At 64.8% G+C, this 12,577-nt stretch carries 8 protein-coding genes and 1 pseudogene; 5 read left to right on the top strand and 4 right to left on the bottom strand.

All coding sequences use genetic code 11. The annotated features are described in order from the left end of the window. The first annotated feature begins 11 nt into the window (after positions 1-11). The 3 genes from ABE472_RS13420 to ABE472_RS13410 all read left to right on the top strand — a co-directional run bounded on the left by ABE472_RS13420 (position 12) and on the right by ABE472_RS13410 (position 5,377). Entirely contained in the window at positions 12-1,622 is a 1,611-nt protein-coding gene (locus ABE472_RS13420) for a ShlB/FhaC/HecB family hemolysin secretion/activation protein (RefSeq protein WP_313211950.1), read from the top strand. A gap of 113 nt (positions 1,623-1,735) precedes the next feature. After that, positions 1,736-2,047, top strand: a complete 312-nt coding sequence (locus ABE472_RS13415) for a DUF3817 domain-containing protein (protein WP_346466433.1) — start codon at positions 1,736-1,738, stop codon at positions 2,045-2,047. 336 nt (positions 2,048-2,383) lie between these two features. Continuing rightward, positions 2,384-5,377 carry a TonB-dependent receptor gene (locus ABE472_RS13410; RefSeq protein WP_346466425.1) on the top strand — a complete coding sequence of 998 codons (2,994 nt, stop codon included), beginning with the start codon at positions 2,384-2,386 and terminating at the stop codon, positions 5,375-5,377. A gap of 49 nt (positions 5,378-5,426) precedes the next feature. Here ABE472_RS13410 and ABE472_RS13405 read toward each other — a convergent pair whose 3' ends face one another. The 4 genes and pseudogenes from ABE472_RS13405 to ABE472_RS13390 all read right to left on the bottom strand — a co-directional run. Continuing rightward, positions 5,427-5,753 carry a thioredoxin family protein gene (locus ABE472_RS13405; protein ID WP_346466424.1) on the bottom strand — a complete coding sequence of 109 codons (327 nt, stop codon included), beginning with the start codon at positions 5,751-5,753 and terminating at the stop codon, positions 5,427-5,429. Next, on the bottom strand, positions 5,747-6,211 hold the full coding sequence (locus ABE472_RS13400; RefSeq protein ID WP_346466423.1) for a flavodoxin: 465 nt from the start codon (positions 6,209-6,211) through the stop codon (positions 5,747-5,749). Before ABE472_RS13400 ends, ABE472_RS13405 begins: the two co-directional genes overlap by 7 nt. 12 nt (positions 6,212-6,223) lie before the next feature. Beyond that, positions 6,224-7,264, bottom strand: a complete 1,041-nt coding sequence (locus ABE472_RS13395) for a ribonucleotide-diphosphate reductase subunit beta (RefSeq protein WP_346466422.1) — start codon at positions 7,262-7,264, stop codon at positions 6,224-6,226. A gap of 81 nt (positions 7,265-7,345) precedes the next feature. After that, positions 7,346-9,649, bottom strand: a pseudogene (locus tag ABE472_RS13390) (ribonucleoside-diphosphate reductase subunit alpha); the annotation flags it as partial. 549 nt (positions 9,650-10,198) lie between these two features. On the opposite strand from ABE472_RS13390, the gene ABE472_RS13385 reads away from it, so the two are divergent. Next, positions 10,199-11,398 carry an MFS transporter gene (locus tag ABE472_RS13385; RefSeq protein ID WP_313211944.1) on the top strand — a complete coding sequence of 400 codons (1,200 nt, stop codon included), beginning with the start codon at positions 10,199-10,201 and terminating at the stop codon, positions 11,396-11,398. Then, the gene (locus ABE472_RS13380) at positions 11,395-12,573 is read left to right on the top strand and encodes an isochorismate synthase (RefSeq protein WP_313211943.1); all 1,179 of its coding nucleotides are present in this window, start codon (positions 11,395-11,397) and stop codon (positions 12,571-12,573) included. Before ABE472_RS13385 ends, ABE472_RS13380 begins: the two co-directional genes overlap by 4 nt. Positions 12,574-12,577 lie beyond the last annotated feature (4 nt).

Below are 12,577 nucleotides of genomic sequence, written 5' to 3'. Positions count from 1 at the left end.
GAAAACACACCATGTACCGAGGGATGTTCCTGATCGGCAGCGCGCTGCTGCCCTGGCTTGCACATGCACAGAACAGTAGTGGCACCGCGGGGAAGGACACCGCACAGCGCATTGACGGCTACTACGAGCAGCGCCAGCCGTTGCAGCCGGAGCGCCCGGTGGTGGACCCGGTGCAGCCGGCGACTCCGCCGGCGGGGCAAAGCGGGCTGGCCGACGTCCGCGGCAGCTTCGTGCTCCGCGAGGTGCGTTTCAGTCCATCGGCGCTGCTGCCGAAGGCCACGCTCGATGCGATCGCCGCCCGCTACCAGGGGCGCGAGGTCCACCTGGCCGAGCTGGAAACACTGGTGGCCGACGTCAATGCGGCTTACGAGGCCGCCGGGATCAGTACGGCACGCGCGCTTCTGCGCGAGCAGTCGATCAACGAAGGGCGCGTTGACGTCACCCTGCTGGAAGGCACGCTGGGTACGCTGGAGGTGACCGGGGAGGGCAAGGTGCCGGTGCGCTTTGTGGAACGGCGGGTGCGGCAGCCGGTAGGCGAAGTGGTGCGCAGCGATCGCCTGCGCGATGAACTGATCTACCTCAACCGCACCACCGATCTGCAGGTGCGCGCACTGATGCGGCCCGGCCAGGCCGCCGGCCAGACCGATATCGTGCTGCTGGCGGAGGTGCCGGACCGAAGCAACTGGGGCGTGTTCGTCGATAATTCCGGCGTAGAGACCACGGGCCGCGAGCGCTACGGTGCGCATGGCCAGTTCTGGGGCCTGGCGGGTATCAGTGACCTGCTGGCCGGCTCGGTGGCGTGGTCGCGCGGTGGCCTGGAAGGGCGCATCGGCTACTCCGGCATCGTCAACACGCGCAACGGCCGTGTCGGCGCCAGCGTGTCGCGCAGCCAGATCAACATCATCGACGGCGCATACCGGGCCCTGGACATCACTGGCGAGTCGACCAGCTATGGTCTGGACTTCACCCAGCCATGGGTGGCCACGCCGAACTGGCTGCTGTCCACCATCGCCAACGTCTCGCGCAGCAACGCCGTGTCCGATATCGGTGATGTGCGGGTGTCGGAGGTCGATTCGACCACGGTGACGCTGGGTGTCAGCACCGGCTACCGCAATGACGGCTACGACTGGACGTTCTATCAGGGCGTGTCGCGCATCCGTACCGATGAGACGCTGGCCGAGGGGCGTGCCTTCACGACCGCCAACGGATCCACCAGCTGGACACAGCGCATCGGCAGCAGCGGCCTGCTGTACCGGGCACAGTTGGGATGGCAGTTCACCAACGGCGATTTCCTGCCCTCAAGCAACCTGTTCCAGGTGGGCGGCATCGGCAGCGTGCGTGGCTATGTTCGCGGCACCCTCTCCGGGGTGAAAGGCTATTTCGGTAGCGTCGAACTGCACCGGCCGTACCGGCAGGCGCATGATGTCTATGTGTTCTTCGATCATGGCGAGGTGCGCGGCGACTATCCCACCTCGGCCAGCATCAGCAGCGTCGGCGTCGGCCTGAATGGACAGCTCGCCAAGCGCTACAGCTACAGCCTTGACCTTGGCCACCCATTGGACAAAGTGCTGCAGGACGATGACAGCCTGCGCGCCGACTTCCGGATCAGTGCACGCTGGTGAACGGCAGGGCCGGCGCTGCATGCTGAGAATGATTCGCATCAAAACCGTTCGCTGGCTATGATGCGGGTCCTTTCCGTTACGACCCCGAGCCCATCTTGAAGCGTGCCTTGCCAATCAGCCCCATGGGCCGCGTGTTCGCCACGGTCGCCTTCGTCGAAGCCCTGACGTGGGCCGGCCTGTTGATCGGCATGTACTTCAAGTACCAGGCGGCCGATCCGACCCCGGTCGGGGTCAAGATCTTCGGCCCGGTGCACGGTGTGGCCTTCATGGTCTACGTGGTTGTGTCGGTGCTCGCCGCGATCCGGCTGCGTTGGCCGTGGTGGGCCGCGCTGCTGGCGCTGGCCGCGGCGGTGCCACCGCTGGTGACGCTGCCGTTGGAGTGGTGGTTCAAGCGTCGTGGGTTGTTGTCCAGGCCGGTGCGGTGACGCACGTCCGCTAGCCAATTGCGTCGCGGTTGTGGCTCGGCGAGTGCGCCAGACATCCGCGATGGGCGTGCGGCGACGCAGCACCTGCAATCGACACGTCTGACCCACGTCCCACTCGCAATGGGTGATGCGTCACGTGTGTCGATCAACAGCCTGACGAATTCCAGACCGCCATCACAGCATCGCACCTATCAATCGAACCAAAGCACGCAGAGGAGTCAGACAGGACTACGTTCATGCCCCCTTAACCAGCTTCTGCTGGATATCTATGGAGGCGACTCAATGCAACGTACGTCCACTGCCCCTGATCGTGTTGTTCGCAGGAAAGGCCTGCGCATGCTGGTGCTCGCATCTTCGCTACTCAGTGGGCAGGCATTCGCACAGAGCACGGTAGGCGATATCAACGGTCTGGCCCCTGAGTTCACCGGTGGCGAGGTGCGTGTCCGAAATCTGGACTCAGGCATTACGCGTGAGAGTACGATCAGCGCGGACGGTCGGTTTCGTGTCGGTGCACTGGGCGCAGGCCGCTATGAAGTGGAGGCGTCCGGCGCCAACGGCGACACGCGCACCATCGTAGTCACGGTCATTGCCGGCCAGACCACGAGTGCCGACATGAGCCGCGCAGCAACATTGGATACGGTCAATGTCCGCGCCCAACTGGGTGCCACCATCGACCTGGGCAGCGTCGAGTCGCGCACCACCTTCACCGCGGAACAGTTGAACGCCTTGCCGGTGGGGCGGGACATCACCAGTGTCTCCCTTCTGACCCCCGGTACTGTCGCCAGCAGCGGGTATTTCGGACCGGCATCCTTCGGTGGCGCGTCGGCCGCCGAGAACAGCTACTACGTCAACGGTTTCAACGTCACCAATCTATTCGACAGCCTCAGCTTTTCCGAGGTCCCGTTCCAGGCGATCGATCAGCTGGACGTCCAGACCGGTGGCTACGGAGCACGTTACGGCTTCTCCACGGGTGGCGTAACAAGCGTCAACGTGAAACGCGGCACCAACGAATGGAAAGGCGGTTTCAGCTGGACCACGGCCCCGAACGCGTGGCGGAGTACCGAACCAGACACGCTTCGTACTGATGGCACCTTGCTCCGCTCGTACGACAACAACAGCAGCAGTAGTGATGTTGCCTCGGCCTGGATCGGTGGCCCGCTGATCAAGGACAAACTGTTCATGTTCGCGCTGGGCAGCATGAGTCGCGCTGAGCGAGAAACCTATTACGGTCGAACTGCGGACGCCTCCCGCTCACCTCAGGATCCCGCCAACCCAAAGCCACCGACGTCACTCTCGACAACGGCGGAGCAGTATGCCTCCAAGGATCCTTACTGGCTGGTCAAACTGGATTGGTACCTCAACGACAACAATCACCTCGAGTACACGGGTTTCGGCAATCGCCGCCGCTATCACTACGACAACTACACGGCCGCCTACGACAGCGACAGGCCTGATGCCGAGGCAAGCAAGAAAGACTATCTCGGCCGCCTGTATCGTGAGCGCGACGGCGCCACGCATGTCCTGCAATGGACGAGCTACCTCAGTGATGCGCTGACGGCCAGCGTCCGCTACGGCCAGATGCGCAACAAGAACTCGGATTACACGATCAGCCCGGATGGGAAGCGCTCGGATTACGACGGCAACATTCTGAGCCCTGACGGCGACTGTCCTTACGTTTTCGATGCCGTTCTCGGCAAGCGGGTAGGGTGCGCCGTCACCAGCCAGATCGATGTCAAGGATGGCAGCAACGAACGCACCAGTGCGATGGTCGATTTCACCTGGCAGCTGGCCGCGCATCAGCTTGGCTTTGGCTACAGCAATGACGAATGGACATCGCGTCAGGGCACCGCGTACTCGAGCGGCGCCTACTGGCGTCTCCACGAGAACTATGCGCGCAGGATCAACTTCCGCACCGGCGGCACCATCGGGATCAAGCAACGCTCCTGGTATCTCGAAGATCATTGGCAGGTCAACGATGCCTTCATGCTGTATGCCGGCCTGCGCAATGATTCCTTTGACAACCGGAACAGCGATGGGGTGTCGTTCGTCAAGCAGGACAACATCTGGCAGCCGCGCGGTGGCTTTGCCTGGGATGTGATGGGCGATGGAAGCAGCAAGCTGTTCGGCTCGCTTGGCCGCTACTCACTTCCGATTGCCGCCAATGTGTCGCTGCGCGCGGCGTCGGCGTCGTATTACACCAATGAGTACTTCACCTACGACGGCTATGATCCGGTTACCGGCAAGCCGAACATCACCGGCTCCTACCGCGGCGGAAGTGCGGACAGCGTTTACAACGGTGCGGATGGGTCAGCACCCGATCCCAAGGCCGTGGCATCCAAAGGCCTGAAGCCCTACACCCAGGACGAAGCGATCCTGGGGTATGAACACCGTCTTCAGTCCTCGAATGCCTGGGTTGACGGCTGGACGCTGGGTGCGAAAGTGACCTATCGCCGCATCAACAACGTCATCGATGACACCTGCGATGCCCGCTCGCTGTACAACGCGGCAAAGAAGGCGGGCTATGACCTGTCCAACTGGGACAGTCCCTGGGAGGTGCCGTCCGGCATCCCGGGGTGCTGGATATACAACCCGGGTGAGGACCTGAGGCTGAGCATCGATGTGGATGGCGATGGCAAGCCGGATGAGATCACGGTGCCGGGCGACGAACTCGGCCCGAAGGCCACGCGCAGCTATCGTGCCCTGTCACTCTCTGCTGATCGTCAGGGTGAGCGTTGGTATGCAAGCCTGAACTATACCTGGGCCAAGCTGCACGGGAACTACGAGGGGCTGGTGAAGAGCACCAACGGCCAGGACGATACCGGCACCACCTCGGACTTCGACTTCAAGGAACTGATGTACGGTGCGGATGGCTATCTCTTCAACGATCGCCGCCACAGCTTCAAGCTGTATGGGTCGTACGACCTGACGGACCAGTGGCAGGTGGGCGCCAATCTTCTGATCCAGTCTGGCACGCCCATCACCTGCCTGGGCGGCGGCTACGGCACGTTCGGTACCGAGTACGGCTACGCCGGCGTCTTCCATACCTGTAATGCCGATATGGAGGATGTGGTCGGCCTGGGCAGCAGCGGCCGTACCCCGTGGGTTGCCAGTCTGGATCCCACCGTGATCTACCGGCCCGCTGCCGTGAAGGGGCTGAGCGTTCAGTTCTCTGTCCTCAACCTCTTCAATTCGATCAAGCCGTTGCAGGTGTACGAGACCAAGTACAGCGTCGACTCGACCGGTACCATCACCGACTTCTTCAACCACGAGAAAGCCAAGTACTACACCAATCCCCGCTATGCGCGGCTGCAGGTGCAGTACGACTGGTAATCCCGCTCCGCTCGACCCTGCCTCCGCGCTGGGTCGAGCCGGGACTGGGTTATAACGCAGCGCCCAACACTGCCAGAATCTGCTTCGGCGACTGGAACCCCGCCAGCCGCGCCGTTTCGTGACCGTCGCGCACCACCAGCAGCGTCGGCGTCTGCCGCAAGCCCAGTTCGCGGAACAATCCCTCGCCGACTGTTTCCAGCTTGACCTTCAACAGCGTCATCCCTGCATCCGCGATGGCGCCAGCGACACTGGCCAACGACATCTCCAGCATCCGGCACCCTGGGCAGTCGTCCTTGTGGAAATCCACCAGCAGGGCGGGGTGTTCGCGCACGGCGGCGTGGTAGTCCTCGGCGGTCTGGGCGTGCAGGGTCAGCATGTCGTAGGGCTCTCGGTACGGGCCAACACGCTGTCGGCCCAGTGGTGGATGGTGTGGGTGTCTTCGGCGCCGTGCGGCATCTGCTCGATCTCCAGCACCGGGTACGGGGAGCCGAAGAACCGCGCCAGCCGGTGGGCGGCGCCGCAGTAGTACTCCTCGCCCCATTGGGTCTCGCCGGTACCGAATACCGCCACCGGGAACGGCAGTGGCAGGCCGAAGCGATCACGCAGCGCGGCCACGCAGTCCTTCATTTCCGCCGGGGTACGCCCGGCGTTGTCCGTCCAGGAACCGACCAGACACAGGGCGGGCGGCTCTCCCGCCAGCGCCACGGCCACGTCAACGGCATCCACGTCGACCCAGTCCACACGGTGCCCCAGTGCCTCGCAGCGCGCCCGGATCAGCGCAGCCACCTCACGGGTGTTGCCGCTCAGCGAGGCAAAGGCCAGCAGGATGTGCATCGCCATGCCTCCTTACAGGTCGTCGAAGCCGTTGTCCGAGTTGGTCTTCTTGTAGCTGGCGTTGCGCATTTCGAAGAAGTCGGTCTTGGTTTCGGTGAAGTTGTCGGCGTAGGCCTTGATCCACGGCATCACGTTGACGTTGGTCTCGCTGTACAGCTTCTCGATGCCGAGCATGCCGGCCATCTTGTTGGCGCGGTACTTCACGTAGCGGATCATCTCGTCCACATCGATGCCGTCGATGCCGTCCAGCACTTCGCCGGTCCAGCGCGTTTCCAGCTCGATGGCGTGCTCGAAGGCCTCGTGCACGTAGGCGGTCAGCTGCTCGCCCTGCAGCGCCGGGTTCTCGCCGATGATGGCCCGGATCAGCTCACTGATGAACTTGGTGTGGGCCAGCTCGTCGCGGTTGATGAAGCTGATGATCTTGCCGGTGCCGGTCATGCGGTTCTGGCGGACCAGGTTGTAGAAGAACGCGAAGCCGGAGTAGAAGTTGATGCCTTCCAGGATCGAGGACTGGATCAGCGCACGGATCAGCGTCTCGGCGGTCTTCTCGCGCATGAAGTCATGGTAGGACTGCATGATCGGCGCGTTGCGGGCCAGGATGGTCGGGTGCGTGCGGGCGATCTCGAACACCCGGTTCTGGTCGGCCAGCCCGGCGATGGAGGCGAGCACGTAGCTGTAGCTTTCGTTGTGGATCACTTCCTGCTGGCCGATGATCGCCGCATTGGCGTGCGCGGCCGGGTCGGTGATGTACTCGGCGACGTTGTAGATGAAGCGGGTCTGCGGCGAGTCCAGCGTGGCGAGCAGGCCAATGATCGAGTCGTACGCGTTCTTCTCGCGCGCATTGAGCTCGCCGTACTGGCGCGCGTCGCCCTTCATGTCGACTTCGTCGGGAATCCAGAAGTTGGTCGAGAGCTCCTTGTACGCCCGGTAGAAGGACGGGTAGGGGATGTCGTTCCAGTTGAGGATGCCGCTGGTGCGGCCATTGATGATGCCGGTGGAGCGGTTGGGGTGGCGCGGTTCGAGGATCTTGATGCGTTCGAGGGGGATGGCCATCGGGGTGTGTCCTTGTTTCTCTTCGGGCAGTGCGAGTTGCCGGCCAACGGCCGGCACTACAGGTCAAGGGGCTGACGTGCGTCAGCTGCTGCACCATTCGCACTCGCTTATGTCGATATCGTTGGAGCGCACGTAGTAGGTCGTCTTCAGTCCCTCGCGCCAGGCACTCATGTGCAGCGCGAGCAGGGTGCTGGCGCGGATGGTGCTGGGCACGTACAGGTTGAAGCTGATCGACTGGTCCACGTGGCGCTGGCGGCGGGCGTTCTGGCGGATGCTGGCGAACTGGTCGACCCGGTAGGCGCCTTTCTCGTAGTACGGATAGGTCTCCAGCGACAGGCCCGGCGCAGCGACGGGGCGGCGGAAGTCCTTCTTCTCCTCGTAGTAGAAGGCGCCGTACACCGGATCGATCGAGGCCGTGGAGCCGGCGATCTGGGCGGTGCTCATGTTCGGTGCCACCGCCATCAGCCAGCCGTTGCGCAGCCCGTTGACGCCCACCTGCGCCGCCAGTTCACGCCAGGCCGGGCTGTCATAACCACGGGCGCGGAAGTACTCGCCGTTCTGCCAGTCGCTGCCGACGAAGGCGCTGTAGCGCCCCTTTTCCTTGGCCAGCGTCATACTGGCCTGGATGGTCAGGTAGTTGATGCGCTCGTAGAGGGTATCGGCGTACTCCTCGGCCTGGACTCCGTTCCACTCGATCTGCTGCAGGGCCAGCAGGTGATGCCAGCCGAAGGTGCCCAGGCCGATCGCGCGGTACTTGCGGTTGGTGATGGTGGCCTGCGGCACCGGCAGCTGGTTGAGGTCGATCACGTTGTCCAGCATCCGCACCTGGATCGGCACCAGGCGCTCCAGCACGTCACTGGTGAGCAGGTCCGGTGCGGCCGTCACCGCGCGGCCCAGGTTGATCGAGGACAGGTTGCACACCACGAAATCGCCGGCTTGTTTTGTCGTCACGATCTGGTCGCCGCTGATCATCTCCTGGATCATGCGGGTGGGGCTCATGTTCTGCAGGATCTCCGTGCACAGGTTGCTGGAGTAGATGCTGCCGGCATGCTTGTTCGGGTTCTTCCGGTTCACTTCATCCCGGTAGAACATGAAGGGATTGCCGGTCTCCAGCTGGCTCACCATGATCCGCTTGAACAGGTCGATGGCCTTGATGGTGCGCCGGCTGATCCGTTCGTCGGCCACGACCTCCTCGTACTTCTCGCGGAAGCTGCCCTGGCCGCGCTGCTCATCATGGAAGTCCTGCAGGTACCAGCCCTTGATCCGCTTCACCTCGTACGGGTCGAACAGATACCAGTCGCCACGGCGCTCCACCGCTTCCATGAACAGGTCGGGCAGGCACACCGAGGTGAACACATCGTGCGCGCGCAGGCGCTGGTCGCCGTTGTTCAGGCGTAGATCGAGGAAGGCCTCGATATCGCGATGCCAGACATCCAGGTACACCGCGATCGCGCCCTTGCGCTGGCCGAGCTGGTCCACGCTCACCGCGGTGTTGTTGAGCTGCTTGATCCACGGCACCACGCCGCCTGAGGAATTGGCCACCCCGCGGATCGAGGAACCGGCCGAGCGCACATAGCCCAGATAGGCGCCCACGCCGCCGCCGTGCTTGGAGACGCGCGCGACATCGGTGTTGGAGTCGTAGATGCCCTGCAGGCTGTCGTCCACCGTGTCGATGAAGCACGACGACAGCTGGCCGCCCACCTTGCCGGCATTGGCAAGCGTAGGCGTCGCCACGGTCATGTACAGGTTGGACAGCGCCCAGTAGGCCTCACGCACCAGCAGCATGCGCCGCCGCCGCGAGCGGTCGCCGTGCTCGTGTTCGTGCTGCATCAGGTACAGCGCAATGGTCAGCCAGCGCTCCTGCGGCAACTCGTAGACGGCGCGCGAGTGATCGGTGGCGAGGTAGCGGGTGGCCAGAAGGTACAGGCCGTTGTAGGCGAACAAGGTGTCGCGCTCGGGCTCGATCATCTGCCCGGCCTCGTCCAGTTCGTCCTTGGAATACGCCTTGAGGATGTCGATCGAGTAGACGTTGCGGTCGGCCAGGCTCTCCTGCAGCCCCACATACGAGCCGTACTTCAGCGTGGCATCGTAGAACCGGTTCTTGCTGGCGCGCTTGTACAGCCGCCGCAGGTAAAGGCGGGCGGCGAAGTGCTCCCAGTCCGGCGCGGTCAGGTCGATGCGCGATTCGGCCTCGCGGATCAGCAGGTCCACCATCTCATCGGCGCTGAGCTGCTGCCGCCGCGCGATCTGCCCCAGCACGCTGCGCAGGTAATCGGCCACGTCCAGCTGGGGGAACTCGGCATGCACGCTGTGCACCGTGCGCTGCAGCCGCGCCTGGTCGAACGGCATGCGTCGATTGCCGCCCTCCTTGGTGATCCACAGCGTGTCACTGCCGGGGGCCGCATCAACGGGGGTGTCCGTGGGCGGGGTGAGGGTCGAAGCGACGGTGTCGTCGGTGTTCATGCGTTCTCCATGCATGGCGCAGAGCCCGGCAGGCAGCGCGGCAGCGCCGTGCGGCAGCCGGACAGAAGGCGTGATTGGTGGGCAGGCCCTGCGTGTGCAGGAATACGTCGCCGCAGGCTCACATCGGTGGCGACGGGCCATGCTTCCAGGCGCCGGTCAGGTGGGCGCAACGGGGCGTCAAACAGCAACGCGGCGTTGCGACGATGCACCGGGCCTGGCGGAAGCGGGGAGCCGATGAGCACAACATAGTGGGGTTAAGGTGGATCGTCAACCGGATATGTAGTGCTTTTTTGTCGCAGGGGGGCTCTCCTGTACACATGAACATCCCATACAGATTGCACTATCAAACGCAAATGCGAGCCGTTATCATTTGATAGATCACAGGGCGGTGATGCGTTCGCAACCGGATGGCGGAACCGCGCGCGCGTCAGCGCACCGCGTGGTTCAACTTCTTATTGGCTGTGGTGTTCAATGTCTTCACGTCCTGTCGTTTCCGGTTTGCCCGCCCTCGTTTCCGCCGCGCTGCTCGGCACCATGGCGATGATGGCGTTCGTGTCCGTGATCGGCCCGGTGGTGCGGGTGTTGGGCCTGGCCGAGTGGCACGCTGGCCTCTCGGTCACCGCGGCGGGTGTGTTGTGGATGCTGTCGGCACGTCGCTGGGGTGCACTCAGCGATCGCGTCGGGCGCAAGCGCGTGCTGCTGATCGCACTGGCGGCCTATGCCGTAATCTATGTAGCGCTGGCGGTGTTCGTGGATGTGGCGCTGACCTCGCCGCCGGCGGTCTGGATATCCGTGCTGGCACTGGTCGGCACGCGTGCCCTGGTCGGGCTGTTCTACGCCGCCGTCCCGCCAACCGCTGCGGCCATCATCGCCGACCAGGCCGCCCCGGGGCAGCGCGGCAGCGTGATGGCCAAGCTTGGCACGGCCAATGCGCTGGGCATGGTGCTGGGTCCGGCCGCTGCCGGTTGGATCGCCTACCAGAATCTCTCGCTCACGCTGTATGTCGCCGCGTTGCTGCCGCTGCTGTCGCTGTTGATGATCTGGTGGCGACTACCGAACACGCCGCCCGTCGCGCCGACGCACACCGGCCCCAAACCGACGCTGGGCCTGGGCGATGCGCGCCTGCGCCTGCCGTTGCTGGCGGTCTTCGCCGCGATGATCTCGGTGACCATCGCGCAGGTGACGGTCGGCTTCTTCGCGATTGACCGCCTGCAGCTCTCCCCGGCAGACGGCGCACGCATGGCCGGGCTGGCCCTGACCGCCGTCGGCGTCGGCCTGATCTTCGCGCAGGGCCTGGTGATGAAGCTCAAGGACATCCGCCCGACGCGCTGGATCCTGGTCGGCGCGCTGATCTCCGGGCTGGGCTTTGCGTCGGTCGCGCTGGTCAGCGTGCCGTGGCAGCTGCTGGCCGGTTATGCGATCGCCGCGTTCGGCATGGGTTTCGTGTTCCCCAATTTCCAGGCGCTGGCGGCCGATTCGGTGGAGGCGCACGAGCAGGGCGCTGCCGCAGGTACGGTCGCCTCGGTGCAGGGCATGGGCATGGTGGTCGGGCCGATGATCGGTACGCTGCTGTATCGGTGGTCGCCGAGCGCACCGTACCTGCTGGTGGGCGCGGTGCTGCTGATCCTGGCGCTCTCTGCCGCGCTGCATCGCGCGCGGGGTGCGGCATGAACGAGATGCTCGCCAGCGGCGTGGTCGATGCGCTGGCCGAGACCGCCACCGTTGATGCGGCCGACGCCCCGTACTTCCTGCTGCGCAGCCCGCAGCAGGCGATGGAAGCGCACGGTGTGCGTGCGCGGCTGCCGTCCGGTGCCACCGCCACCTTGGCCGAGCGCGTCGCCGCGTTCTTCGCCGCGCCGCGCTCCGGCCCGCGCCTGTTGGTGGGGGCGGTGCCGTTTGATCCCGAGCAGGGCGATGCGCTCTATCAGCCGGATCAAGTGACTGGCCACCCCACGGTGATCCACGTGGAAACACCGACGCTGGTCGGCGATGTGCTCGCCGAGCCATCCGCGGAGGCCTATGCAGAGGCGGTGGCGACCGCAGTCACGGAACTGCAGCGCACCGACAGCCCGTTGGAAAAAGTCGTGCTTGCACGCAGCCTGCGGGTCACCACCGCGCAGCCGCTGCATCCGCGCGTGCTGGCCGCGCGCCTGGGGAAAGACCCCAGCGTGGCGACTTACGTGGTGCCGGTACCCGCAGCGGGCGCCGCCGATCCGGCCTGGCTGGTCGGCGCCACCCCGGAGCTGCTGGTCTCCAAGCGCGGTGATCGTGTGCTCTCGCATCCACTGGCCGGCTCAGCGCGTCGTTCGGCCGATCCCGCCGAGGATGCACGCGCCGCGCAGACGCTGCTGGCGTCGGCCAAGGACCATGACGAGCACCGCCATGTGGTCGAGGCCATCGTGGCCGCGTTGGCCCCGCTGTGCCATCACGTCGAGGCACAGCCGCGCCCGACACTGCACGCCACCGCCACCATGTGGCATCTCGGGACCCGCATCCACGGCACGCTGAAGGATGCCTCGGTGTCCTCGGCCGCCCTGGTCGCGCTGCTGCATCCCACCCCGGCGGTCTGCGGCACGCCGCGTCCGCAGGCACTGGCGCTGATCCGTCAGGCCGAACCGGTCGCACGGGGCTTCTACGCCGGCGCCGTCGGCTGGACCGAGGCGCAGGGCGATGGTGACTGGTACGTGGCGATCCGCTGCGCACGCGTGCAGGGCACGCAGGTGCGCCTGTATGCCGGTGCCGGCATCGTCGCCGAGTCCCAACCCGATCTCGAGGTGGCCGAAACGGCTGCCAAGTTCATGGCCCTGCTGACCGCGCTCGGCGTCCATGACGTTCGTCCTTTCTGATGTG

The organism is Stenotrophomonas sp. TWI809, from assembly GCF_039673205.1.
In the GTDB taxonomy this organism is placed as follows: domain Bacteria; phylum Pseudomonadota; class Gammaproteobacteria; order Xanthomonadales; family Xanthomonadaceae; genus Stenotrophomonas.
Note: the sequence above shows the minus strand (reverse complement) of the source record. Positions and strands in the feature narration are given on the sequence as shown.

Bases quoted from the DNA above. Each gene is read 5' to 3' on its own strand.
- ABE472_RS13420 (WP_313211950.1), top strand. From the start codon at position 12: ATGTACCGAGGGATGTTCCTGATCGGCAGCGCGCTGCTGCCCTGGCTT.
- ABE472_RS13410 (WP_346466425.1), top strand. From the start codon at position 2,384: ATGCTGGTGCTCGCATCTTCGCTACTCAGTGGGCAGGCATTCGCACAG.
- ABE472_RS13405 (WP_346466424.1), bottom strand. From the start codon at position 5,753: ATGCTGACCCTGCACGCCCAGACCGCCGAGGACTACCACGCCGCCGTG.
- ABE472_RS13400 (WP_346466423.1), bottom strand. From the start codon at position 6,211: ATGCACATCCTGCTGGCCTTTGCCTCGCTGAGCGGCAACACCCGTGAG.
- ABE472_RS13395 (WP_346466422.1), bottom strand. From the start codon at position 7,264: ATGGCCATCCCCCTCGAACGCATCAAGATCCTCGAACCGCGCCACCCC.
- ABE472_RS13385 (WP_313211944.1), top strand. From the start codon at position 10,199: ATGTCTTCACGTCCTGTCGTTTCCGGTTTGCCCGCCCTCGTTTCCGCC.
- ABE472_RS13380 (WP_313211943.1), top strand. From the start codon at position 11,395: ATGAACGAGATGCTCGCCAGCGGCGTGGTCGATGCGCTGGCCGAGACC.